General features: G+C 70.3%; 20 protein-coding genes and 1 tRNA gene. 7 read left to right on the top strand and 14 right to left on the bottom strand.

Features of this window, described 5'->3' with window-relative positions:
* Window positions 1-31 precede the first annotated feature (31 nt).
* The 7 genes from ACWGJM_RS00295 to ACWGJM_RS00265 form a co-directional block, all read right to left on the bottom strand.
* A complete protein-coding gene (locus tag ACWGJM_RS00295; RefSeq protein ID WP_453409408.1) occupies window positions 32-538 on the bottom strand; it encodes a hypothetical protein in 507 nt (168 codons plus the stop codon).
* A 42-nt stretch (window positions 539-580) separates the two neighbouring features.
* Window positions 581-1,183, bottom strand: coding sequence for an aminoacyl-tRNA hydrolase (pth, locus tag ACWGJM_RS00290; RefSeq protein ID WP_453409826.1), 603 nt, complete (start codon window positions 1,181-1,183; stop codon window positions 581-583).
* Window positions 1,184-1,256: 73 nt separating this feature from the next.
* Window positions 1,257-1,853, bottom strand: a complete 597-nt coding sequence (locus ACWGJM_RS00285; protein ID WP_453409407.1) for a 50S ribosomal protein L25/general stress protein Ctc — start codon at window positions 1,851-1,853, stop codon at window positions 1,257-1,259.
* Window positions 1,854-2,049: 196 nt separating this feature from the next.
* Window positions 2,050-3,030: a ribose-phosphate diphosphokinase gene (locus ACWGJM_RS00280; RefSeq protein WP_453409406.1), complete on the bottom strand. Its 981-nt coding sequence runs from the start codon at window positions 3,028-3,030 to the stop codon at window positions 2,050-2,052.
* Between the two features lie 88 nt (window positions 3,031-3,118).
* Complete coding sequence (gene glmU, locus ACWGJM_RS00275; protein ID WP_453409405.1) at window positions 3,119-4,567, bottom strand: bifunctional UDP-N-acetylglucosamine diphosphorylase/glucosamine-1-phosphate N-acetyltransferase GlmU; 1,449 nt, start codon at window positions 4,565-4,567, stop codon at window positions 3,119-3,121.
* Between the two features lie 124 nt (window positions 4,568-4,691).
* Window positions 4,692-4,765, bottom strand: a tRNA-Gln gene (locus ACWGJM_RS00270).
* Window positions 4,766-4,779: 14 nt separating this feature from the next.
* Complete coding sequence (locus tag ACWGJM_RS00265; protein ID WP_453409404.1) at window positions 4,780-5,640, bottom strand: hypothetical protein; 861 nt, start codon at window positions 5,638-5,640, stop codon at window positions 4,780-4,782.
* 167 nt (window positions 5,641-5,807) lie between these two features.
* Between ACWGJM_RS00265 and ACWGJM_RS00260 the strand changes: the two genes are divergently transcribed.
* A complete protein-coding gene (locus ACWGJM_RS00260) occupies window positions 5,808-7,109 on the top strand; it encodes a sensor histidine kinase (RefSeq protein WP_453409403.1) in 1,302 nt (433 codons plus the stop codon).
* 28 nt (window positions 7,110-7,137) lie between these two features.
* Here the strand turns inward: ACWGJM_RS00260 and ACWGJM_RS00255 are convergent, their stop codons facing one another.
* Together ACWGJM_RS00255 and ACWGJM_RS00250 are read right to left on the bottom strand one after the other, a co-directional pair.
* Window positions 7,138-7,668, bottom strand: coding sequence for an SUKH-3 domain-containing protein (locus ACWGJM_RS00255; protein WP_453409402.1), 531 nt, complete (start codon window positions 7,666-7,668; stop codon window positions 7,138-7,140).
* 47 nt (window positions 7,669-7,715) lie between these two features.
* Window positions 7,716-8,240: a YwqJ-related putative deaminase gene (locus ACWGJM_RS00250; protein ID WP_453409401.1), complete on the bottom strand. Its 525-nt coding sequence runs from the start codon at window positions 8,238-8,240 to the stop codon at window positions 7,716-7,718.
* Between the two features lie 227 nt (window positions 8,241-8,467).
* On the opposite strand from ACWGJM_RS00250, the gene ACWGJM_RS00245 reads away from it, so the two are divergent.
* The 3 genes from ACWGJM_RS00245 (at window position 8,468) to ACWGJM_RS00235 (ending at window position 13,286) form a co-directional block, all read left to right on the top strand.
* On the top strand, window positions 8,468-9,457 hold the full coding sequence (locus tag ACWGJM_RS00245; protein WP_453409400.1) for an SMI1/KNR4 family protein: 990 nt from the start codon (window positions 8,468-8,470) through the stop codon (window positions 9,455-9,457).
* Window positions 9,458-9,466: 9 nt separating this feature from the next.
* Window positions 9,467-12,208 carry an SUKH-4 family immunity protein gene (locus ACWGJM_RS00240; RefSeq protein ID WP_453409399.1) on the top strand — a complete coding sequence of 914 codons (2,742 nt, stop codon included), beginning with the start codon at window positions 9,467-9,469 and terminating at the stop codon, window positions 12,206-12,208.
* A 193-nt stretch (window positions 12,209-12,401) separates the two neighbouring features.
* Window positions 12,402-13,286, top strand: coding sequence for a cellulose-binding protein (locus ACWGJM_RS00235; protein ID WP_453409398.1), 885 nt, complete (start codon window positions 12,402-12,404; stop codon window positions 13,284-13,286).
* Between the two features lie 223 nt (window positions 13,287-13,509).
* Here ACWGJM_RS00235 and ACWGJM_RS00230 read toward each other — a convergent pair whose 3' ends face one another.
* Both ACWGJM_RS00230 and ACWGJM_RS00225 read right to left on the bottom strand, forming a co-directional pair.
* Window positions 13,510-15,114 (bottom strand): sodium/solute symporter, encoded by a 1,605-nt coding sequence (locus ACWGJM_RS00230; RefSeq protein ID WP_453409397.1) that lies wholly within the window; start codon window positions 15,112-15,114, stop codon window positions 13,510-13,512.
* Window positions 15,111-15,533, bottom strand: a complete 423-nt coding sequence (locus ACWGJM_RS00225) for a DUF485 domain-containing protein (protein WP_453409396.1) — start codon at window positions 15,531-15,533, stop codon at window positions 15,111-15,113. Before ACWGJM_RS00225 ends, ACWGJM_RS00230 begins: the two co-directional genes overlap by 4 nt.
* A 314-nt stretch (window positions 15,534-15,847) precedes the next feature.
* Between ACWGJM_RS00225 and ACWGJM_RS00220 the strand changes: the two genes are divergently transcribed.
* Window positions 15,848-17,035 carry an alpha/beta hydrolase family protein gene (locus ACWGJM_RS00220; RefSeq protein WP_453409395.1) on the top strand — a complete coding sequence of 396 codons (1,188 nt, stop codon included), beginning with the start codon at window positions 15,848-15,850 and terminating at the stop codon, window positions 17,033-17,035.
* Between the two features lie 15 nt (window positions 17,036-17,050).
* On the opposite strand, the gene ACWGJM_RS00215 is transcribed toward ACWGJM_RS00220, so the two are convergent.
* A complete protein-coding gene (locus tag ACWGJM_RS00215) occupies window positions 17,051-18,547 on the bottom strand; it encodes an MFS transporter (protein WP_453409394.1) in 1,497 nt (498 codons plus the stop codon).
* Window positions 18,548-18,969: 422 nt separating this feature from the next.
* Between ACWGJM_RS00215 and ACWGJM_RS00210 the strand changes: the two genes are divergently transcribed.
* Complete coding sequence (locus ACWGJM_RS00210; protein ID WP_453409393.1) at window positions 18,970-19,758, top strand: ABC transporter ATP-binding protein; 789 nt, start codon at window positions 18,970-18,972, stop codon at window positions 19,756-19,758.
* Window positions 19,755-22,334: an ABC transporter permease gene (locus tag ACWGJM_RS00205; RefSeq protein ID WP_453409392.1), complete on the top strand. Its 2,580-nt coding sequence runs from the start codon at window positions 19,755-19,757 to the stop codon at window positions 22,332-22,334. The genes ACWGJM_RS00210 and ACWGJM_RS00205 overlap by 4 nt, the downstream gene beginning before the upstream one ends.
* A gap of 81 nt (window positions 22,335-22,415) precedes the next feature.
* On the opposite strand, the gene ACWGJM_RS00200 is transcribed toward ACWGJM_RS00205, so the two are convergent.
* Window positions 22,416-22,790: a type II toxin-antitoxin system VapC family toxin gene (locus ACWGJM_RS00200; protein ID WP_453409391.1), complete on the bottom strand. Its 375-nt coding sequence runs from the start codon at window positions 22,788-22,790 to the stop codon at window positions 22,416-22,418.
* On the bottom strand, window positions 22,787-23,059 hold the full coding sequence (locus ACWGJM_RS00195; protein WP_453409390.1) for a type II toxin-antitoxin system Phd/YefM family antitoxin: 273 nt from the start codon (window positions 23,057-23,059) through the stop codon (window positions 22,787-22,789). The genes ACWGJM_RS00200 and ACWGJM_RS00195 overlap by 4 nt, the downstream gene beginning before the upstream one ends.
* Between the last annotated feature and the right edge of the window lie 117 nt (window positions 23,060-23,176).

The following is a 23,176-nucleotide window of genomic DNA, read 5'->3' as shown; positions in this document are numbered from 1 at the left end:
CACTTGTCGTTCCGTACATAAGGCGGAGAGGTCACACCGTCACGAACGCCGCCGTCAGCAGCCCGACCCCCGACCCCGCCAAAACCCAGGCCGCCCGCGTCCGCCGCAGACCACCCGCCACCACCACCGACGCCAGCAACAGCGCACCACCCAACGGCACCCACGCGTAAAGAATCCCCGCCGGCCCCGAACGCACCACCTCGTCCGTCCCCGGCTTCACCACCACGCTGTACACACCACCCCGGCGCACCGCCACCGTCTGAGCGATCACCACCCGACCCCGCGCCCTCGACCCCGAAGACACCGGCCGATACGACCCGGTACACGTCTCCTCACCACACGACGCCACCGTGATCGTGCCGTGCTCCCGCCCCTTCGCCAGCATCACGTGCTGCGCCGTACCCCACGACGCCCACACCCCCGCGATCAGGATCAGCGCCGTGACCGTCCCCATCGCAGCGACCCGACCGAACCGGAGCGCAACGGACGAGGCCTGACGAGAACGAGTGGCAGCGGCAGCAGGCATGGCGGGGATCATTGGCCATCCCCCTACGACCGGTCAACCTCCCCGGGCGACAAGTCAGGAGTTGTACGTACCCTGCGCCCGCTCCAACCCCTCGATCACCAGACACTCCACCGCGTCCGCCGCCCGGTCCACGAAGTAGTCCAACTCCTTCCGCTCGGCGGAGGAGAAATCCTTCAACACGAAATCGGCGACCTGCATCCGCCCCGGCGGCCGCCCGATCCCGAACCGCACCCGGTGATAGTCCGACCCCATCACCTTCGTCATCGACTTCAACCCGTTGTGCCCGTTGTCCCCGCCGCCCAGCTTCAGCCGCAACGTCCCGTAATCGATGTCCAGCTCGTCATGCACGGCCACGATGTTCGCCACCGGCACCTTGTAGAAGTCCCGCAACGCGTTCACCGGACCACCCGACAGATTCATGTACGACATCGGCTTCGCCAGAATCACCCGCCGGTTCGCCGGCCCCGGAGGACCGATCCGCCCCTCCACCACCTGCGCCTGCGCCTTGCCCGCACGCTTGAACCTCCCCCCGATCCGCTCGGCCAGCAGATCGGCCACCATGAAACCCACGTTGTGCCGGTTCATCGCGTACTCGGGCCCCGGATTACCGAGCCCCACGACGAGCCAGGGGGCGTTGGCGCCAGCGGTCACGTCTATGTCTCCTTGATACGCGCCAGCCGCTGCCCCCCACGGGAACAGCGGCTGACGAAACGATGATGAGAAACGAGGATCAGGCCTCGGCGACCTCTTCGCCCTCGGTCCCCTCGCCCTCCGGGGCCTCCTCGACCTGCGCGGCCAGGACCTGGAGAACGACCGCGTCCTCATCGACGGCCAGGGTCACACCGCTCGGCAGCGTGATGTCCTTGGCGTGGATCGAGGCACCGGCCGCCAGACCCTCCACCGACACCGTGACCGACTCGGGGATGTGCGTGGCCTCGGCCTCGACCGGCAGCGCGTTCAGGACGTGCTCCAGCAGGTTGCCACCCGGGGCCAGCTCGCCCTCGGCGTGCACCGGGATCTCGACGTTGACCTTCTCGCCGCGCTTCACCAGCAGCAGGTCCACGTGCTCCAGGAAGCCCTTGATCGGGTCACGCTGCACGGACTTCGGGATCGCCAGCTCGTTGGTCTTGCCGTCGATGTCCAGGGAGATCAGGACGTTCGGCGTACGCAGCGCCAGGAGCAGGTCGTGGCCCGGCAGGGTCAGGTGCAGCGGGTCGGAACCGTGGCCGTACAGCACACCGGGAACCTTGCTGTCACGGCGGATACGACGGGCGGCACCCTTGCCGAACTCGCTACGGGTCTCGGCGGTGATCTTCACCTCGGACATGTTCACTCCTCGTAGAACATAGGAAACGGACGTGGTCACCCGGCCACGAACGGCCTGCTACGAAGAGCGCGTCGATAACGGATCGCCGTACAGCCCCGAAAACGGGTACGGCCTCCCTCGCCGAGCAACTGAAGCAGTCTACTCGGCAAGGGAGGCCGTACCAAAAGGATCTTCAGCGAGCGCTAGTGAAGAAACCTCACTGCTCGTCGAACAGGCTCGTCACCGAACCGTCCTCGAACACCTCACGCACCGCACTCGCGATCGTCGGAGCGATCGACAACACCGTGATCTTGTCCAGCTCCCGGTTCAGCTCACCCGGCGTCGGCAGCGTGTTCGTGAACACGAACTCACTCACCCGCGAGTTCTTCAGCCGATCCGCCGCCGGCCCCGACAGCACACCATGCGTCGCCGTCACGATCACATCCTCCGCACCATGCGCGAACAGCGCGTCGGCGGCCGCACAGATGGTCCCACCCGTGTCGATCATGTCATCCACGAGGACACACACACGCCCCTTGACCTCACCCACGACCTCGTGGACGGTCACCTGGTTCGCCACGTCCTTGTCACGCCGCTTGTGCACGATGGCGAGCGGCGCACCGAGCCGGTCGCACCAACGATCCGCCACCCGCACACGGCCCGCGTCCGGGGAAACCACGGTCAGCTTGTTCCGGTCCACCTTCCCGCCCACGTAGTCCGCCAGCAGCGGAAGGGCGAACAGGTGGTCCACCGGCCCGTCGAAGAAGCCCTGGATCTGATCCGTGTGCAGATCCACCGTCAGGATGCGGTCCGCACCCGCCGTCTTCATCATGTCCGCGATCAGACGCGCCGAGATCGGTTCACGACCACGGTGCTTCTTGTCCTGCCGCGCGTAACCGTAGAACGGCACGATGACGGTGATGGAGCGGGCCGACGCACGCTTCAACGCGTCGATCATGATCAACTGCTCCATGATCCACTTGTTGATCGGAGCCGTGTGGCTCTGAATCAGGAAACAGTCCGCACCACGCGCCGACTCCTGATACCGCACATAGATCTCGCCATTCGCGAAGTCGAAGGCCTTCGTCGGGACAACCCCGACACCCAGCTGCTGGGCAACCTCCTCGGCAAGCTCGGGGTGGGCGCGGCCGGAGAAGAACATCAACTTCTTCTCGCCGGTCGTCTTGATCCCGGTCACAGCACTGTCTCCTCAGAGGTCTCTCAGCAGGTGGGGTGCAGGATGTGCACTTATCACGGTACGCCGTGTTTGACGCACCCGTTTCCGGTCAGCCCTCGCGCGACCCCTGCCCAGAAGCCGCCTCAGCCGCCTTCGCGGCCGCACTCCCCGGACGCTTACGAGCCACCCAACCCTCGATATTCCGCTGCTGACCACGGGCCACGGCCAGCGAACCGGGCGGCACATCCTTCGTGATCACGGACCCCGCGGCGGTGTACGCACCGTCCCCGACCGTGACAGGCGCCACAAACATGTTGTCCGAACCCGTCTTGCAGTGCGAACCGACGGTGGTGTGGTGCTTGCTCTCCCCGTCGTAGTTCACAAAGACACTCGCGGCACCGATGTTCGTGTGGTCACCGATCGTCGCGTCACCCACGTACGACAGATGCGGGACCTTCGTCCCCTCACCGATGGAAGAGTTCTTCGTCTCCACGTACGTCCCGATCTTGCCCTTCACGCCGAGCCGGGTCCCGGGACGGAGATAGGCGTACGGCCCCACGCTCGCCTGCGCACCGATGCGAGCCCCGTCGGACACGGTGTTGTCCACCCGGGCCCCGGCGCCGACGTGGGTGTCCTTCAGCCGGCTGTTCGGCCCGACCTCGGCGCCCTCGCCGAGGTGCGTCGATCCGTGGAGCTGCGTCCCCGGGTGGACGACGGCGTCCTGCTCGAAGGTGACCGTGACGTCCACCCAGGTGGTCGCCGGATCGATGACGGTCACACCGGCGAGCATCGCCCGCTCCAGCAACCGGTCGTTGAGGATGCGACGCGCCTCCGAGAGCTGCACGCGGTTGTTGATCCCGGCGATCTCACGGTGATCACCCGCGACGGAAGCCCCGACCCGGTGACCGGCCTCACGCAGGATCCCGAGCACGTCCGTCAGGTACTCCTCGCCCTGACTGTTGTTCGTCCGCACCTTCTTCAGCGCGTCGGCGAGCAGCTGCCCGTCGAAGGCGAAGACACCCGAGTTGATCTCCCGGATCTCCCGCTGGGCGGCGGTTGCGTCCTTGTGCTCGACGATCGCGGTGACGGCACCGGTGGCATCGTCACGGACGATGCGGCCGTATCCGGTGGCGTCGGGGACCTCGGCGGTCAGCACGGTGACGGCGTTGCCGTCGGCGTGGTGCGTCTCGGCGAGCCGCTGGAGGGTCTCGCCGGTGAGGAGGGGGGTGTCCCCGCAGACGACGACAACGGTTCCGTCGACCCCGCTGCCGAGCTCCTCCAGGCCCATCCGTACGGCGTGCCCGGTGCCCTTCTGCTTCTCCTGCACCGCCGTGCGCACGTTCGGGTCGACCTTGCCGAGGTGGGCGGTCACTTGCTCGCGGGCGTGCCCGACCACGACGACCAGGTTCTGGGGGTTCAACTCATCGGCGGCGGCCAGCACATGGCCCACCAGGGAACGGCCGCAGATCTCGTGCAGGACCTTCGGTGTGGCCGACTTCATACGGGTGCCCTCACCCGCTGCGAGAACGACGACGGCTGCCGGGCGAATGGCGCTCACGGGGTTGCCCTTCGGCTTTGGACGGGTGGGGACATCCGCAGGATACCGGGGCGTTTCTCGGGGGACATGAGAGCGGGCCCTGACGGTGAGGTCAGGGCCCGAACTGAAGTGTTGTGCACCGTAGCTCCCCCGCAAGGATTCGAACCTTGACCTGCCAAGACCAAAACTTGGTGTGCTGCCGGGTTACACCACGGGGGACAGCGCCTCAGACCTTACCGGAGTCGCGCGGTGGCGCCAGCAGCTATTGCCCTCCACCAGCCCTCGATGCGGCAGTAGAGTTCGGCTCCTTGCCGTACCCGGACGACAAGACAGCCGTGATAGTCATCGCCGATGTTCTTGCGGACGGTCTTGGGGTTGTGCTTCTTCAGCGTCGTCCGTTGCAGGGCGGACGTGTCGATCCCGACGAGGTCAGCCCAGTACCGCTCGGCGCCGACTACATCTGCGCTCTCGTGGATCATTACCCGGAACCCGAGGTGCTCACGGCCCACGCCCAGCAAGTCGAGCCAGGCGAGGAAGACCTGGATCACCGCAGGGTCGCTGTTGACGAAGGTGACCACCTCACGGCGTTGGTACGGCTTGCTCTTTTGCCCCTCAGCCCAGTAGAGCGCGACGCCAGCCATGAACAAGTCCCGGTCGCTGAGGTCGCCGACCTCCTCGGCTGCGCCGTCCTTGACCCGCTTGCGTTCCTCGTCCTGTGCATGGCGCAGGCGCGCCAGCCCAGCCTGCATGAGTTCACGATGCTCCTGCTGGGTGTAGCGAGGCTCCGGCTTCGGTAGATCCCGCACCCACAGCGACACCGAGCTCCTCGAACACCCCAGCTCCACCTCGATCTGGTCGTACGTCCACCCTTGCAGCCGCAGCTCCCGGGCCTTCGCTCGCAGGTCGTCCTTCGCGTTCGGCCGCTTCGTCCACTCCGGCGGCGGTTCCCCTTTCACCAACTGGTTGAGGATGTCGTTGTTGAAGATCTTCAGCTCGTCCCGGATCTGTCGAAGACTGAGCCCCGCCCGCCGCAAGGCGACCGCCCGCTCCCGCAACCCCTCGAAGTCCGCGTACTTGCCTGCTGAATGTGCCATAGGCATACCGTCCGGGCGGAATGCCCGCTTCCGGGCTCGAACGGGTGTGGTTCAGCAGTTCGAGGGATACCGGCCGGTTTCGCTGTTATTCGATTACGGAGTGTGGTGTAGGCCAGTCCGCGAAACTCACCGGAAAAAGCGCCACCCGCCGAACGTAGGCTGGACGCATGACCACGACGGGGGAAGAGCACGACACGGGCCCGACCGGCCCGTGGTGGTGGGCGAGGTGGCGCAGTGCGGTGCTCGACGGGAGTCTCGCGCTGGTGTCGGCTCTGGAGTGCGGCGCGGAGGGGATCCCGTTCGCGCGTGATGCCGGTATTCCGTTGGGCGTCGGCATTGTGTTCGGGTTGCTCACGGGTTCGGTGCTGCTGATTCGTCGCAGGTGGCCGATCGCGGTGGTGCTGGTGGCGATCGCGATCACGCCGGCCCAGATGGGTTTCCTGATGGGCATCGTGGGCCTGTACACGCTCGCCGCCTGCGAGCTGCCGCGTCGGATCATCGTGGCGCTGGCGGGGATGTCCCTGGTGGGGACGATGATCGTGACGTTCGTGCGGGTGCGGCAGGACATGGCGCGGGGGGATCTGACGCTGGGGGACTGGTTCGTCCCGTTCGCCGCGATCACGACCTCGCTCGGGCTGACGGCGCCCCCGGTTCTCCTCGGCCTGTACGTCGGTGCCCGGCGCCGGCTCATGGAGAGTCTGCGGGAGCGGGCGGACAGTCTGGAGCGGGAGCTTCAGCTGCTGGCCGAGCGGGCGGAGGAGCGGGCCGAGTGGGCGCGTGGCGAGGAGCGGACGCGGATCGCGCGGGAGATGCATGACGTGGTCGCGCACCGGGTGAGCCTGATGGTGGTGCACGCGGCCGCGTTGCAGGCGGTGGCGCGGAAGGATCCCGAGAAGGCGGCGCGGAACGCGGCGCTGGTGGGGGACATGGGGCGTCAGGCGTTGACCGAGTTGCGGGAGATGCTGGGGGTGCTGCGCTCGGGGGACGGTGTGGAACGGCGGGCCGTGCAGGCGCAGTTGGCGGCTGTGGATGTGGTTGCCGCGAAGGCTGCTTCCCGGGCCGTGGAGGAGGACGGGCCGTATCTGTCGGAGCTGGATGAGCTGGTGGGGCAGTCGGCCGCCGCGGGGATGGTGGTGGATCTGTCGGTGGAGGGGGATGCGCGGTCGTATGCGCGGGAGATCGAGCAGACGGCGTACCGCGTGGTGCAGGAGGCGTTGACGAACGTCCACAAGCATGCGGCGGGTGCAAAGACGTATGTGCGGCTCGCGCATCGGGTGTCGGAGATCGCGATGCAGGTGGAGAACGAGCCGCCGCCGGAGCTGGGGCCGGCGTCGGCGGTGGGGTTGCCGTCGGGTGGTAATGGGCTGGTGGGGATGCGGGAGCGGGTCGCGGCGCTGGGTGGGGTGTTCGTGTCGGGGCCGACGGATGCGGGGGGTTTCCGGGTGTCGGCGGTGATTCCGGCGGCGTGAGCCGCGGGGGCGGTGGGGTTCTGGGTGGTCAGCCGGCGGTGAGGCGTACCGGTGCTATGCCGGAGATGAGTGCTGTGAGGGCGTGGTCGATGTCGGGGCCGAGGTACCAGTCGCCGGTGTGGTCGAGGGCGTAGACGCGGCCTGCGGCGTCGACGGCGAGGAGGGAGTGGGTGTCGGTTTCCTCGCCGAGGGGGCAGACGTCGGTGTCGAGGGCGCGGCCGAGGTCGCCGAGGGTGCGGGCGTGGTGGACGCCGTGCAGTGGGTCGAGGTGGAGGGTCGCGGGGGCGATCTGGCGGCCGGGGCCGGTGGGGGTGATGTGGAGGCCGCCGAATTCGGCCCAGGCTTCGACGGCCGCTGGGAAGACGGTGTGGCGGTGGCCGGCGGGTGAGGTGTGGTCGCGGAGGGTGTCGGCCCAGTATTCGGCTTGTTTTATGTCCCAGCGTCCGGGTTGCCAGCCGGCGGTGCGCAGGGCGGCGTCGACGGGGACGGAGAAGCGTGATGGGGGTCCCCCGGGTCGAGCGGAGCCGAGACTGGGGGAGGAGGTGCGGTCGGCGTGCATCTGCCCTTCGTTCGTCGTGCTTGTACGGGATGGTGCGGGTGGTGGGTTCAGTCGTCGGTGGTGGGGTCGACGATGCGGACGCCGAAGTGGTCGCTGAGGGCGGTGCAGGCGCGGCAGGGGGTGGCGAAGCTGCCGTGGAGGGGGTCGCCGTCTTCGCGTATGCGGCGGGCGGTGAGTTTGGCTTGCTTGAGGGCTTTGCGTGCTTCGCCGTTGGTCATGGGTTTGCGGGCGGCGCGTCTGCTGCGCTCGGTGTCGGCGGCGGTGATGTGGCGTGAGATGAGGATGGTTTCGGCGCAGCGGCCGGTGAAGCGGTCGCGTTGGGCGCTGCTGAGGGTGTCGAGGAAGTCCTGGACGAGGGGGTGCAGCGGTGGGGTGTGGTCGCCGCGGGCGGCGGTGCCGGTGAGGGTGGTGCCGCGGACGGAGAGGGCGGCGGCGACGGTGGGCAGGATGCCGTCGCGGCGGTGCAGGAGGGTGGGGGCGGGAGGTGTCTCGGTGCTGCTCCAGCCGATGCGGGGGTCGCCCGCGTGTACGTCTCCACCGCCTCCGGCCTGCATGGTGTTCATGGTCCTCATTCCCTCCCGGGCTTCCCCCGAAGGACACAGAGTGCCAAATCGCGTGGCGGGTGCGGAAGCTGGGGCGGTGCGACACGCCCTGTTCGGGGTGGGCTGTCACGGTGGGGTGACGGCTGGTCACGGAAGTGGAGGGCCGGTGACCGGGGTCGGCGTACCGCATAGGCTGTCGGCATCCGCGATCGATTCCGCCGTACAGGCCTGAGAGAACGCCGCAGGGGGCTACCGCCATGACGACAGGTCGGCTCGGGCAGCAAGCCGCGCCGCCGAACGCGGCCTATGCCGGGCAGGTCGTGCATTTCCCGGATCCGGTCCGGGCGGCACGTCACCCGAGAGGGGTACGTGTCGACGAGCGCGGGTACCCCGATTTCTCGCCGTATGCGCGTGCGGTGGCGGAGGTCGCCGAGCCGCCGGAGGGTTTCGGTGTCGATGAGTTGCGGCTGACGGATTATGTGTCGGCGAATGCGGCGTTGGCGGCGGCGGGGCATGAGCTGTGGGACACGGTGCCGGATGTGGCGACGCCGCATGGCTGGACGTGGCATCACGTGGTGGGTTCGCGGCGGCTGGAGCTGGTTCCGGTCGAGGTGAAGGCGTTGCTGCGGCATCACGGTGGGGTGGCGACGGCTGGGGTGGACCATGGGAAGCGTGGGACGCGGCCGTTGCAGGAGACGCGTCCGGCGCATTTCGGTCTGCCGAAGTCGGGCGTGGCGGTGACGGAGTTGCAGGTGCAGGGGGTCGAGGAGGACCTGGGGTATCGGTTGCCGGGTGCTTATCGGTCGTTTTTGAAGGCGGCGGGTGGGTGTGCGCCGGTGGGGACGGCGTTGGTCGCCGAGTTGGGGTTGTTGGTGGATCAGCCGTTCTTCACGGTGCGTGATGAGGCGGCGGTCAATGACCTGGTGTATGTGAACAAGTGCTTGCGTGATCATCTGACGAAGGATTACCTGGGGGTGGCCTTTGTGCAGGGTGGTCTGCTGGCGGTGAAGGTGCGGGGGGAGCGGGCCGGTTCGGTGTGGTTCTGTGCGTATGACGACGCGCGGGACGTGGATCCGGCGTGGCCTCCGGCGGAGCGGGTGGAGCGTTTGCTGCTGCCGTGTGGTGACGACTTCGACGCCTTTCTGTCGCGGCTGGCGGGCAGTCCGCCGGAGTTGGAGACGGTGGCGAACCTGATGGTGGACGGCGGTTTCGCGCGTGCCGTTCCGGTTTCTTCCGTGGGGGAGTGAGCTTCGGCGATGGTGACGTTCGCGCAGGCGCAGGAGCGCGCGGAAGAGTGGATCAACGGGGACGTGCCGGTGTACCAGCATCGTGAGGTGCGGGTGCGGGAGTTCGGTCTCGGCTTCGTGGTGTGGGGTGAGGACCGTGCGGAGGGCCCGCGTTCGGACGCGGGCGGGCAGCGGCTGGTCATCGCCCGGGACAGTGGTGAGGCGACGTTGTGGCCGGCGTTGCCGGTGGGTGAGGTGATCCGCCGGTACGAGGAGGAGTACGGCCGTGAGGCCGAGGTGGCGGATGCGGTGCCGGCGCCTGCGGCGCGGGTGGATCTGAATCAGACGTCGTTCTTGTTGAGTCCGCCGGAGTGGTTGCAGGAGGCGGCGGACAAGCTGGGGATTCCGGATCGGCGGTCGCAGGGCGGCGAGTTGCCCCGGACGCAGGCGGGGGTGCCGGTTTCGGGGCCTGCCGGTGCTTCGGGTGCCGAGCCGTCGGGTGCCGAGCCGTCGGATGCGGTGCCCTCGGATGCGGTGCCGTCGGATGGTGTGCCGGGCAGTGGTGCGCCGTGGCCGGCCGCCGGGGCCGGTGAGCGGGGTGGCTCCGATGGGCCGGTGCCCGCCGGGGCGACGCCTTGGGCGGGTACGGACACCAATGGGGATGCGGGTGAGGACCGGTCCGTGCCGTTGCCGGCGACGGTGTTCGCGCCGCCGTTGAGCGAGTCCGGTGATGGTTCTCCGACTCCGCCGACTCCGCCGGACGCCAAGACGGCGCTGATGTCGGGGGGCAGTCAGCTGCCGCCGACGGCTGTCGCGCCGACGGCTGTCGCGCCGACGGCTGTCGCGCCGACGGCTGTCGCGCCGACGGCTGTCGCGCCGGCGGTGGACGGTCCGGGGGCTGCGGCTGCCGCGCCGGTTCCGGGGCCCGCGCAGGGGAGTACGCCGCCGCCCGTTCCGCCGGGTGCGCCGTCGTACGGCTATCCGCAGGCGCCGGGTGTGCCGCAGGGGAGTACGCCGCCTCCGCCGCCGACCGTGGGTGTGCCGCAGGGCAGCCCTCCGCCGCCTCCGCCTCCGCCGCCTGGTGGCCCGCAGGCTGCTCCCGGGTACGGCTATCCGCAGGCCCCGGGAGCACCGGCGGGTGTTCCGGGCGCGCCTCAGCCTCCGGTCGGTCCGGGGGGCCAGGGTGGTCCCGGTGGTCCCGGTGGTCCCGGTGGTCCCGGTGGCCCGGCTGGTCCGGGGCGGCCGTTGGCGCCGAACGCCGGGGACATCGCGGACGCCGCGACGAGCAAGGCCGCGCCTCCGCCGCGCCGGGCGCGCGGTGGGGCGGGTGCGCCGCCGCCTCCGCCGGGCGCTCCGGGGACGCCGGGTGCCGCGCCACCGCCTCCGCCGGGTGGGCCCGGGGCGCCGGGCGCGCCTGCGGGCGGGTATGTGCCGACGCAGATGGTGTCGGCGCTCGGTCAGGAGGGGCCCGCGGGTCCGCAGCCTCCGGCGGCCCCGGCTGCTCCCGGTGCGCCGGGCGGCCCTGCTCCGCAGAGGCCTCCGACGGGTGGTGGGCTTGGTGGGGTGCATCACGCGGAGACCGTGCTGGCCGCGCCCCCGGTGTCCGGGCCCGGCGCGCCTCCGCCGCCTCCCCCCGGTGTAGCGGCTGCCCCGCAGCCGATGCCGCCGGGCGCCATGCCGCCTCCCGGTGCCATGCCCCCGCCTGGTGCCATGCCGCCCCCTGGCGTCATGCCCCCGCCCGGTGCCACGCCGCCGCCAGGGCAGCCTCCGGCGTACGGCTACCCGCAGCAGCAGGGGCAGCCGATGGTCGGCCCGGGGTATCAGGCCGTGCTGCGCTATCGCGCGCAGGACGGCTCCGAGCAGCAGCTGATCCGGCGTTCGTCGCCGGGTACGCCGCATCCGGAGTGGCAGATCTTCCATGAGCTGCGTGCGATGAACGTGCCGCCGAACCAGGTGCTGGAGCTGCACACGGAGCTGGAGTCGTGCGAGCTGCCGGGCGCGTACTGTGCGCGGATGATCCGGGAGCAGTGGCCGCAGGCGCGGATCGCGAGCATCGCGCCGTACGGGACGGACCACGCGAGCCGGCAGCAGGGCATGCAGCAGTTGCTGGCGCACCAGGGCGAGTTGCACCAGGTGGCGGACGGTCCCGCGCGGCCGGCGCCGGTGCGGGCGCCGATTCCGCCGGTGCAGCCGGCGCCGCCGATTCCGCCGGAGGCGATCGCGCAGGAGCTGGCGGCGGCGTTCGGGCCGGGGGTCTTCCGGTTCGACCAGGGTGCGGTGTCGCGGCAGGGTGTGCCGCCGGTCGTGGCGCACACGCTGGTGGTGGCCGGGCTGCCGCTGGACATGGGTCCGTTCTTCTGGGCGCAGGCGCAGCCGGGGCGTCCGGTGCCGACGCTGGCGGAGCTGGCGGCGGAGCGTGGGGTGCAGCCGGCGCCGGACGCGGGGTCGTACCTGGTCATGGGTACGGACTTCGGCAAGGCGATCTGTGTGCAGTACGGGACGGCGAACATCGTCGCCGTGCCGGTGGAGGCCGGGCCGGGCGGTGGGCCCGTACCGCCGCAGTTCGTGAACTCGGGGCTGCCGGAGTTCGCGCGGTGTCTGGCGCTGCTGGGCCGGATGTGGCGGCTGCGGTTCGGTCTGAATCCGGAACAGGCGGGCCGCTGGACGGTCGATTTCCAGGCGCAGTTGGCCTCGCTGGACCCGGCGGCGCTGGGGTCGCCGGAGAGCTGGTGGTCGGTGCTGCTGGAGCAGATGTGGGACGGACTGCTGTAGCGCGGTTGTCATAGCGGTTTGTCGTAGTCGGTGGGGCCGGACCCGGGTGACCGGGGCCGGCCCCTTCGCGTGCTGCCAAAACCTGGCCGTGTTGTGTCTGCGGAGTGTCGCGTTATGAACACTTGCGTCCGATACATCAAGATATGCGCGAAATCATCATTTCGTGTGTGTCTGGCGGAGAGGGGTTCACAGGATGGGCAGTGCACCGGTGTCGCCGCACGGCTTCGTCTCCGTCCGGGGGCGCGGCTACCGGCCCGACCGGGTCGACGCGTTCGCGGAGGCGCTCTCGCGGGACCGGGACGCCGCCTGGGAGCGGGCCGCCCGGCTCACCGTGCTCGCCAAGGACATGGCGGCGGAGGTGACCCGGTTGCGCGAGACGATCGCGCAGCTCGCACCGCCGACGTACGAGTCGCTCGGCGAGAGCGCCCAGCGTCTCTTCCAGCTCGGGGTGGAAGAGGCGCATGCCGTACGGGAGTCCGCGCGGGACGCTGCGCGGGCTGAGCTGGCTCAGGCGCAGACGTACGCCGAGAGCGTGGGCCGGGCGGCCGAGGAGTATGCGGACGCGCTCGTCGGGGATGCCGAGGAGTGGGCCCGCCAGCGGCTCCTCGCGGCGCAGGCCGAGGCCGACGCCCTCCGGATCGGTACGCGGCGGGCGGTGAAGGAGGGCCGCAGTGAGGCCCTCGCGGCACTGCGGGAGGTACGGCAGCGGACCTCGGGGATGCTGGTCGAGCAGGCCCGGGAGCACGCCGAGCGGTGGGCGGCGGTGGAGCGGGAGGAGGTTGAGCGGTCGGCCGCGTTCGACGCGCTGCACGCCGAGCAGGTGGCCCGGGCGGAGGCCGCGGTGTCGGATGCGGAGCGGGAGCTCGTGGCGGCGAAGGAGGGGGAGGCGCCGGGACAGGAGGAGGCACGCGCGCGTGCGGCCGAGCTACTCGCCGAGGCCCGGGTGCGCGAGGACCTGATCGCCCGGGAGACGGAGCGGGTGCTGCGCGAGCACGGGGAGACGTGGGACGCCATGCAGGCACAGATGGACTACGTGCGCAGCAGCATCACGACATGGAAGGGGCGAGCGGCCGAGTAGCCGGCCCGGGCGCACGCCCCCGCGCGCACGCCGGGGCGGCGGGCCTCGCGCCGACTGGCACTGGGCTGAGGGCATCGCCCTGTCCGGTGCTCGGCCGGGTGCCTTGCCTCGGTTGGTGGGGGCTGTGTGTCCTGTCTCTGCGGGCGTCGGGCTGTGGGCGTCGCCCTGGGCGGGGCGGGGCCGCGCGCCCGGCCCCGCCCGGGCCCTTCCTTCGGCGCCGCGTCTACCGTCGCACCACCCCCGCCAGGATCCAGCCCTCCACCGCCTCGTACTGCCGTCGCTGCTCCTCGGCCTTGTGCCGGCCGCAGGCCACCGTGCCCAGCCAGCCGAAGGCGAAGCCGGCCGGGATGGAGACCAGGCCCGTGGTGGTGAACGGGAACCAGTTGAAGTCGGCGTCGGGGAAGGCGGCGACGGGTGAGCCGGAGACCAGGTTGGTGCCCGGCATGAGCAGCAGGACGGTGAGGGAGCCGCCGATCAGGGTGCACAGCAGGCCCGTTCGGGTGTAGCGGCGCCAGAAGAGGCTGTACACCAGGGCGGGGGCGATGGCGGAGGCCCCCAGGCAGAAGGAGAGGATCACCAGGGGTTGCAGGCTGTGATGCTGGACCAGGGTGGCCAGGAGGATCGCGGGGATGCCGATCGCCAGGGCCGAGAGCCGGGCCAGGGTCGTCTCGCGGGGAGCGGGCATCTCCTGCACGCGGGTGGCGAAGACGTCGTGGGCGAGGGAGTTGGCGCAGGCGAGGATCATCCCGGCGACGGAGGCCAGGAGGGTCAGGAAGATCGCGGACGTGACCGTGGTGAACAGCAGGGTCTCCGCGGTGGAGATGTCGGAGCCGAACGCGGCTCGCGCGCCCAGCAGGTAGGCGGTGTTGCCCTGCGGGTCGGCCCCCGCGATGGCCCTGCTGCCGACGAGCGCCGTCGCACCGACCGCCACGACCGTGATGACCAGCACGAACAGGGCCACGCAGGACACCGCCCAGGACATCGAGCGGCGGACCTGGCGGGCGCTGGAGGCGGTGTACATGCGCATGGTGATGTGCGGCAGGCAGGCGCCGCCGAGCACGATCGTCAGCTCGGACGTGATCATGTCCAGGCGGGGTGCGGCGCCGCCCGCGAACTGGAGGCCGGAGTGGAGGAAGGCCGGTCCGGCGCCGCTCTGCAGCGCGGCCTGGCCGAACAGGGCGCCGGGGTCCCAGTCGAAGCGGTGCAGGACGATCACGGCGATGACGGCGCCGGAGCCGAGCAGCATCACGATCTTCAGGATCTGGATGAGGGCGGTGCCCTTCATGCCGCCGATCGCCGCGTAGCTGATCATCAGGGCGCCGATGCCGACCACGCATCCGGTCTTCACCGACTCGTTGGAGAAGCCGAGCAGGAACGCCATCAGCTGCCCCGCGCCCGCGAGTTGGACCAGCATCAGCGGCAGCAGCGCGGCGATGGTGACCGCGCAGGCCGCGATCCGCGCGCTGCGTCCGGGCGTGCGGCGGGCCAGTGCGTCGCCCATGGTGAAGCGGCCGGCGTTGCGCAGGGGTTCGGCCAGCAGGAACATCAGCAGCATCAGCGACAGGGTCGTGCTCAGGGCCAGCACGATGCCGTCGTAGCCGCACAGGGCGATCACGCCGCCGGTGCCGAGCACGGTCGCCGCCGAGATGTAGTCGCCGGCGATGGCGAGGCCGTTGCGCAGCGGGGAGAGGGAGCCGTAGCCGGTGTAGAACTCGTCGAGGTCGTCGCGGTCCGGGCCGGTCATCACGCACAGCAGCAGGGTGATGGTGGCGACGGAGCAGAAGGCCACCAGCGACCACGCCTGCGCCGAGTCACTGAAGCCGGTCATCGTGCGGCCCCCCGCTTGGCGTCGAGTTCGGCCTGCTTGCGGATGCGGTCGGCGAGCGGGTCGACGCGGCGGCGTGCGGTGTGCTCGTAGAGGGCGATCGCCAGCCAGGTGACGGGCAGTTGGGCCAGGGCGAGGAGCAGGCCGGTGGGGATGCCGTCGACGGCGGGGGCCGTCATCAGGTCCGGCGCGAACGCCGACAGCAGCAGGAAGAGCGTGAAGTAGCCGAGCGCGGTGAGGGTGGCGGTGCGGCGCTGCCAGCGGTAGGCGCTGCGCAGGATCCGCAGATCGCTGTGGTGGCCGAGCGGTTCGCGCTGGGGTGCGCTGCGGGGGCGGTGGGGTTCGGGGGGTGGCGGCTGCCAGGGGTAGGTGAGGTGTGTGGGGTGATGTGTGGGGTGGCGCGGCGACGGGTCGTAGGACATCCCGTGCTCCTTGCGTGGCTCGGGTCCGTGGCGGCGGACCGCAGGGAGGTGGGGGGAGCGAGTGCGCACGCTACTCGCAGCTTTCCGGGGCGCGTGGGGTTTTGAGCAAACTGGACGGTCGGTATGCGCTTACTATGCGAAAACATGTCTGACCTCGGGTGTTACCGGCGTTAACTCACGTGCGTGCGACCGGAGTCGGACGCCCGGAGCCGGATGTCCGCCCGCAGGAGGGGCTCTTGTGCCCCTGCGGGACCAGGGGTACGTACCTCCCTGAGGCGATGTTGGGCCGTGAACCGCCGCCTACCGTCTGGGGCATGAGCAGATCTTCTGGATCCCATCGCTTAGCCACCGTCGCGGCCACCGCGGTCGCCCTGTCGCTGCCGGTCCTCGGCGCCGGCCCCGCGTCCGCCGCCCCGGCACCGGCCGCCGCCTCGTCGGCACACTCCAGCTCGGTCACCCACGCCGTCTCCGCCGCGCTGCCCCGCCCGACCGGCCCGCACGCAGTCGGCCGCAGCACGCTGCACCTCGTCGACACCCACCGCCCGGACCCCTGGGTGCCGTCCGCGGGCGCCCGGCAGCTGATGGTTTCGGTGTACTACCCGGCCCGGACCGGGACCCGCGGCCCGACTGCCCCGTACATGACCACCGAGGAGGCGCGTCTCCTGCTGGCCATGAAGGTCCCGGGCTCCACCGTGCCGCCCGAGACGATCAGCGGCCTGCGGACCTGGGCGCACCCCGGCGCGCGCCCGGCGCACGGCAGGTTCCCGCTGGTGGTGCTCTCACCGGGCTTCACGCTGCCGCGCGCCACGCTCACCGGTCTCGCCGAGGACCTCGCGAGCCGCGGGTACATCATCGCCCTCGTCGACCACCTGTACGAGACCGCCGGTACGACCCTGCCCGACGGCCGCACCGTGCCCTGCGCCATCTGCGACGAGCCCCCGGCGGGCGGGCCCGCGGCCATCGCCGAGAGCCGGGCCAAGGACGTCTCCTTCGTACTGGACCGGCTCACCGGCCGGCATCCCGCATGGCGGTACGCCCGCATGATCGACCCGAGGCGGACCGGCATGGCCGGGCACTCCATCGGCGGTGACGCCGCCGCCGCGACCATGGCCGCCGACGACCGGGTGCGGGCCGGGGTGAACATGGACGGCACCTTCTTCGCGCCGGTCCCCGAGGCCGGTCTGGACGGCCGCCCCTTCCTGCTCTTCAGCGAGACCACCGGCGTCGAGGACAAGACCTGGAACCAGGCCTGGGACCGCCTGGACGGCTGGAAACGCTGGCTGACGGTCACCGGATCCGACCACGGCACCTTCACCGACGCACCCCTGCTCGCGGAACTGCTCGGTGTCGCCGACCCGAAAGTGCTCTCCTCGGCGCGCTCGGAAGCGATCACGCGCGCGTACGTGGCCGCCTTCTTCGACCTGCACCTGAAAGGCATCCGGCAGCCGCTTCTCGACGGGCCGTCACCGCAGAACCCCGAGGTCTCCGTCCGGCTGCCCTGACCGGCCCGGCAGCGCTCACTCGCCGAGCACCGGAAAGCGCCGCGGCGCCAGCACCAGCAGCACCAGGAACGCCAGCGCCGCCGCGCCCGCCGCCCCCAGGTACACCGCGTGCACGGCGTCGGCGATCGCCCGCCGGGTGGCCTCGGGCGCCGTGCCCGCGTCGAGTGCCCTGGTCACGGAGTCCAGGTCGCCCGCGCCGCCCAGCCGGGCGGCCAGGACGCTGTTGGCCACCGCGCCGAACACCGAGGCCCCGACGGTCTGCCCGGTCTGGCGGCAGAAGAGCACCGACGCGGTGGTGGTGCCGCGCTCCGCCCAGCCGACCGTCGACTGCACCCCGACGATCAGCGGCAGCTGGAACAGGCCCAGCGCGCCGCCCAGCAGCAGCATCAGCAGCGCCGGCTGCCAGGCCCGGCCCGGGAAGGGCAGGAAAGGGAAGGCGAGCAGGATCAGCGTGGCCGAGCCGATGCCGAGCATCGCGGTGTCACGGAAGCCGATGCGCCGGTAGACGTGCTGACTGAGCGCCGCCGACACCGGCCAGCTGAGCGTCCACACCGACAGGACGAACCCGGCGGCCACCGGGGCGAGGCCGAGCACCGACTGCGCGTACGTCGGCAGGAACACCGCCGGCGCCACCATCAGCAGCCCCAGCGCGCCGAGTGCCAGGTTCACCGCCGCGATGGTCCGGCGCCGCCACACCCACCCGGGGATGATCGGCTCCGCCGCCCGCCGCTCCACCCACACCACGACCCCGACAAGGGCGAGTCCCGTGCCGAACAGGGCGAGCGACGGCGCCGACAGCCACGCCCAGGCCACCCCGCCCTGCACCAGTGCCGTCAGCAGGACACCGCCGCACGCGAACACCGCGAGCGCGCCCGCCCAGTCGATCCGGGGGCGGACCGCCGGATCGCGGGCCGGTTCGTGCAGGTGACGGACGATCAGCCAGAGTGCGGCGGCCCCTATGGGCAGGTTGACGAGGAAGATCCACCGCCAGTCCGCGTACCCGGCGAGCACCCCGCCGATCCCCGGCCCCGCGACCGCCGACACCGCCCACACCGTGGACAGCTTCGACTGGATCTTCGGGCGTTCCGCGAGCGGGTAGAGGTCGGCTGCCAGGGTCTGCACCGTGCCCTGCAACGCCCCGCCGCCCAGGCCCTGCACGATCCGGAACGCGATCAGCGCGGCCATGTTCCACGCGGCGGCGCACAGCAGCGAGCCGAGCAGGAAGAGGGACGCGCCGGCGACCAGGACCGGCTTGCGGCCGAAGGTGTCGGAGAGCTTGCCGTAGACGGGCAGGGTGACGGTCACGGCGAGCAGATAGCCGGAGAACAGCCAGGAGAAGACGGAGAAGCCGCCGAGGTCGCCGACGATCTGCGGCACGGCCGTGGAGACGATGGTGGAGTCCAGCGCGGCCAGTGCCATGGCGAGCATGAGGGCGGCGACGACCGCGCCCCGTCCGCGGGTCGCGGTGGGCCGTGCCGCGTCGTCGCGTATCGCGGGTGTCGTACCGCCCACCGGAAACCCCCAGACCCTTGCCCCTTGCACCTACCTGCCGGGGACAGCTTCCCACTTGACCCTCACGCGGCGGGAGGGTGCAGCCTGTCGGGGCCGCAGGGTGGAGCGGGACCCCGAGACCGGCTCCACCCGCGGGTGGACCGCCCCTAGGGGTTCCTCCGTACAACGGCTGGGGGAGGGTTCGTACCGCCGGAGGACGAGACGGCACCGCTGCCGTCCTTAACCTGGCTTTACGCCGTCGGGGGGCGGCTGACCGAACCGGCGGGGGTGGGGTTAACCCCCCTGGAAGAGGGGGCTTCGCACCAGCGCGCCGCGGCCCCGCCGGACGCGAGACTCATTGACGTACCCAGAACGACGAACCCAGCCCCACCGGCTCACCGGGGCCCATCCGCAGACTTGCCAACCGATATAGGAGACTTACCGTGACATCGGCTGTGACCATTCCCAGGCACGGGGGCACTGGAGGGCGTACGGCCGTTGCCGCGCGGGCGCGGCAGGTCGTGAAGGCGTACGGGTCGGGGGAGACCCGCGTCGTCGCCCTGGACCACGTCGACGTGGACATCGCCCGCGGCCAGTTCACCGCGATCATGGGCCCCTCGGGCTCCGGCAAGTCCACGCTGATGCACTGCCTGGCCGGGCTCGACACCGTGACGAGCGGTCAGATCTACCTGGACGAGACCGAGATCACCGGCCTGAAGGACAAGAAGCTCACCCAGCTGCGCCGGGACCGGATCGGGTTCATCTTCCAGGCGTTCAACCTGCTGCCGACGCTGAACGCGCTCGAGAACATCACGCTGCCCATGGACATCGCGGGCCGCAAGCCCGACCAGGCGTGGCTGGACCGGGTGGTGGAGACCGTCGGCCTCGCCGGGCGGCTCAAGCACCGGCCCACCCAGCTCTCCGGCGGCCAGCAGCAGCGCGTCGCCGTGGCCCGCGCCCTGGCCGCCCGCCCCGAGATCATCTTCGGGGACGAGCCGACCGGAAACCTCGACTCGCGCGCCGGCGCCGAAGTCCTCGGCTTCCTGCGCACGTCCGTGGACGAGCTGGGCCAGACCATCGTGATGGTCACCCACGACCCGGTGGCGGCGTCGTACGCGGACCGGGTGCTGTACCTCGCGGACGGCCGGATCGTCGACGAGATGCACCAGCCGACGGCCGATCAGGTCCTGGACCGCATGAAGGACTTCGACGCCCGGGGGCGTACGTCATGACCGTCCTGAAGACCTCGATGCGCAACTTCTTCGCGCACAAGGGCCGTATGGCGCTGTCGGCGATAGCGGTGCTGCTGTCGGTGGCGTTCGTGTGCGGCACGCTGGTGTTCACCGACACGATGAACACCACCTTCGACAAGCTGTTCCAGGCGACCTCCTCCGATGTGCAGGTCAGTGCCAAGGGCGCCTCCGACACCGGTGAGACGACCTCCGACAACGGCAAGCCTCCGGTGATGCCCGCCTCGGTGCTCGGCAAGGTCCGCAAGGTCCAGGGGGTCAAGGCTGCGGAGGGGACGGTGTTCTCCACCACGGCCACAGTCGTCGACGCCGACAAGGACGACCTCTCGCCCAGCAGCGGCGCGCCGACCATCGTCGGCAGCTGGAACGGCAACGACGCCCGCACCATGAAGATCACCTCCGGTACGGCGCCCAAGGGCCCGGGCCAGATCATGGTCGACGCCGACACCGCCGACAAGCACCACCTGAAGCTCGGCGACGAGATCGGTGTGATCACCACGGTCGGCACGCACACCGCCCGCATCTCCGGCATCGCCACCTTCACCGTCACCAACCCCGGCGCGGCGATCTTCTACTTCGACACCCGTACCGCCCAGCGGACGCTCGTCGGCGACACCGGCGTCTACACGAACGTCAACGTCACGGCGGTGAAGGGCGTCACCGACGCCCGGCTGAAGAAGAACGTGACGGCCGAACTCGGCGGCGGCTACAAGGTGCAGACCGCGAAGGAGGTCGCCGACGCCAACCAGAAGCAGGTCAAGGGCCTCCTGAACGTCATGAAGTACGCGATGCTCGGCTTCGCCGGGATCGCCTTCCTCGTCGGCATCTTCCTGATCATCAACACCTTCTCCATGCTGGTCGCACAGCGCACCCGGGAGATCGGTCTGATGCGGGCCATCGGCTCCTCCCGCAAGCAGGTCAACCGCTCGGTGCTGGCCGAGGCGCTGCTGCTGGGCGTGGTCGGGTCCGTGCTCGGTGTCGGTGCGGGCGTCGGCATCGCGGTCGGCCTGATGAAGCTCATGGGCACGATGGGCATGCACCTGTCCACGGACGATCTGACGGTCGCCTGGACGACCCCGGTGATCGGTCTGCTCCTCGGTGTCGTGGTCACCGTCCTGGCCGCCTACCTGCCCGCCCGCCGGGCCGGCAAGGTCTCCCCGATGGCCGCGCTGCGCGACGCGGGCACCCCGGCCGACGCCAAGGCCGGCTGGATACGTGCCCTGATCGGCGTCCTCCTCACCGGTGCCGGCGGCCTGAGCCTGTACGCGGCCGCCTCGGTCGACAAGGCCAAGGACGGCACCCCGTTCCTCGGCATGGGCATCGTGCTGACCCTGATCGGTTTCGTCGTCATCGGCCCGCTGCTCGCCGGCGGCCTGGTACGGGTGCTCAGCGCCGTACTGCTGCGGGTCTTCGGCCCCGTGGGGCGGATGGCCGAACGCAACGCCCTGCGCAACCCGCGCCGCACCGGCGCCACCGGCGCGGCCCTGATGATCGGCCTCGCGCTGGTCGCCTGCCTGTCGGTGGTCGGCTCCTCGATGGTGGCCTCCGCCACCGACCAGCTCGACAAGACCGTCGGTACGGACTTCATCATCCAGAACGACAAGGGCCAAAAGGTCGTCCCGCAGGCGGTGAAGGCCGTGAAGTCGACGCCGGGCCTGGCCCGGGTCACCGAGTACAGGACGGCCGTCGCCGACTACACCACCCCCGACGGCAAGACGCTCAAGGACACCGACATCACGGCGGCCGACCCGTCGTACGCGAGCGACCTGCACAAGAAGACCGTCGCCGGCGACCTCAAGGACGCCTACCTGCCCGACTCGATGTCCGTCCACGAGAAGTTCGCCAAGGCCCACGGCATCCACCTCGGCTCGAAGATCACCGTCGCCTTCAAGGACGGCTCCGCCGCCCACCTGACGGTCCGCGCGATCACCAGCAGCGACGACGTGATCGACCAGGGCGCCAAGTACACCTCCATCGCCACGCTCGCCAAGTACGTGCCGGCCGACAAGATGCCGCTCGACCAGCTGGTCTTCGCCACCGCCAAGGACGGCCGGCAGGCCGCCGCCTACAAGGCGCTCAAGTCCGCGCTGCACGGCTACCCGCAGTACAAGGTCCGCGACCAGACCGACTACAAGCAGAACCTGAAGGACCAGATCGGCCAGCTGCTGAACATGATCTACGGCCTGCTGGCACTGGCGATCATCGTGGCGGTCCTGGGCGTGGTGAACACCCTGGCCCTGTCGGTGGTGGAGCGCACCCGGGAGATCGGTCTGATGCGGGCCATCGGCCTCTCCCGCCGCCAGCTGCGCCGCATGATCCGTCTGGAGTCGGTGGTCATCGCCCTCTTCGGCGCCCTGCTCGGCCTCGGCCTCGGCATGGGCTGGGGAGCCACCGCCCAGAAACTGCTCGCCCTGGAGGGCCTGAAGGTCCTGGACATCCCCTGGCCGACCATCATCGCCGTCTTCGTCGGCTCGGCCTTCGTGGGACTGTTCGCGGCACTGGTGCCGGCGTTCCGGGCGGGCCGGATGAACGTACTGAACGCGATCGCGACCGACTAGCCATACCGGACGGGGGACACGGGGGCACGGGGGAGGCCCGGCGCCGAGAAGTCACGGGGGACTTCTCGGCGCCGGGTCGTTTCATGCGCGGAGGACGGGGACGTCGTACTTGGGGATCCAGGTGTCGCGGGTGATGAGGGTCAGGTCTTCGAGCTGGGCCTGGGCGATGAGCATGCGGTCGAAGGGGTCGCGGTGGTGCAAAGGGAGGTCTCCGGCCTGGATGCCGTGTTCACCACTGATCAGGAGCTGTCGCAGTCCGCACTCCCACGCGCGCCGGAGCAGGTCAGGAGGTCCTTCAAGCTTGCCGAGACGTCGTTTGACGGATAGCTCCCATGGCGTCACGGCGCTGACGTAGACCTCTGGTTCGGTATCGAGCAGCTCCTTGACTTCGGGCGGAAGCCGGTCGTCGGCGAGCAACCACCACAGGACGACGTGGGTGTCGGCCAGTAGCTTCACGTCGGGTCCTCCGGCAGCAGTCCGAAGGCTTCGACGAACCCTGGGTCGTCTGACATGTCGTCGAAGTCGTCGTGGATGACCACCTGGCCGCGCAGCGATCCGTAACCCGTGCGGTTGACCTTGGCCCGGAACGGCACGACCTTCGCTACGGGCTCCCCTGCCCGGCTGATGATGATCTCTTCGCCTGTCTCCACCAGTTGCAGTATCCGGGAGAAGTTCGTTTTGGCGTCGTGGACGTTGTACTGCCGCTGGGCGTGTTGCCTGCTCATGAAGACCTCCCGAACAGTGGACTAAACGGCGGGCTAGCCCCTGTGGCCACGGTAGCTCCCCGTCCCTCCACCGGGCCACCGCGTTCACTCCGCCGGGTGACAGGCTCCCGGCGTCGT

The organism is Streptomyces sp. NPDC054834 (genome assembly GCF_053611185.1).
The sequence above is the reverse complement of the archived record's forward strand: the minus strand, read 5'-3'. Positions and strand labels throughout refer to the sequence as shown.

Bases quoted from the DNA above. Each gene is read 5' to 3' on its own strand.
- ACWGJM_RS00235 (WP_453409398.1), top strand. From the start codon at position 12,402: ATGGGCAGTGCACCGGTGTCGCCGCACGGCTTCGTCTCCGTCCGGGGG.
- ACWGJM_RS00240 (WP_453409399.1), top strand. From the start codon at position 9,467: ATGGTGACGTTCGCGCAGGCGCAGGAGCGCGCGGAAGAGTGGATCAAC.
- ACWGJM_RS00225 (WP_453409396.1), bottom strand. From the start codon at position 15,533: ATGTCCTACGACCCGTCGCCGCGCCACCCCACACATCACCCCACACAC.
- ACWGJM_RS00265 (WP_453409404.1), bottom strand. From the start codon at position 5,640: ATGGCACATTCAGCAGGCAAGTACGCGGACTTCGAGGGGTTGCGGGAG.
- ACWGJM_RS00285 (WP_453409407.1), bottom strand. From the start codon at position 1,853: ATGTCCGAGGTGAAGATCACCGCCGAGACCCGTAGCGAGTTCGGCAAG.
- ACWGJM_RS00195 (WP_453409390.1), bottom strand. From the start codon at position 23,059: ATGAGCAGGCAACACGCCCAGCGGCAGTACAACGTCCACGACGCCAAA.
- ACWGJM_RS00230 (WP_453409397.1), bottom strand. From the start codon at position 15,114: ATGACCGGCTTCAGTGACTCGGCGCAGGCGTGGTCGCTGGTGGCCTTC.
- ACWGJM_RS00250 (WP_453409401.1), bottom strand. From the start codon at position 8,240: ATGAGGACCATGAACACCATGCAGGCCGGAGGCGGTGGAGACGTACAC.
- ACWGJM_RS00220 (WP_453409395.1), top strand. From the start codon at position 15,848: ATGAGCAGATCTTCTGGATCCCATCGCTTAGCCACCGTCGCGGCCACC.
- ACWGJM_RS00260 (WP_453409403.1), top strand. From the start codon at position 5,808: ATGACCACGACGGGGGAAGAGCACGACACGGGCCCGACCGGCCCGTGG.
- ACWGJM_RS00245 (WP_453409400.1), top strand. From the start codon at position 8,468: ATGACGACAGGTCGGCTCGGGCAGCAAGCCGCGCCGCCGAACGCGGCC.
- ACWGJM_RS00295 (WP_453409408.1), bottom strand. From the start codon at position 538: ATGATCCCCGCCATGCCTGCTGCCGCTGCCACTCGTTCTCGTCAGGCC.
- ACWGJM_RS00255 (WP_453409402.1), bottom strand. From the start codon at position 7,668: ATGCACGCCGACCGCACCTCCTCCCCCAGTCTCGGCTCCGCTCGACCC.
- ACWGJM_RS00205 (WP_453409392.1), top strand. From the start codon at position 19,755: ATGACCGTCCTGAAGACCTCGATGCGCAACTTCTTCGCGCACAAGGGC.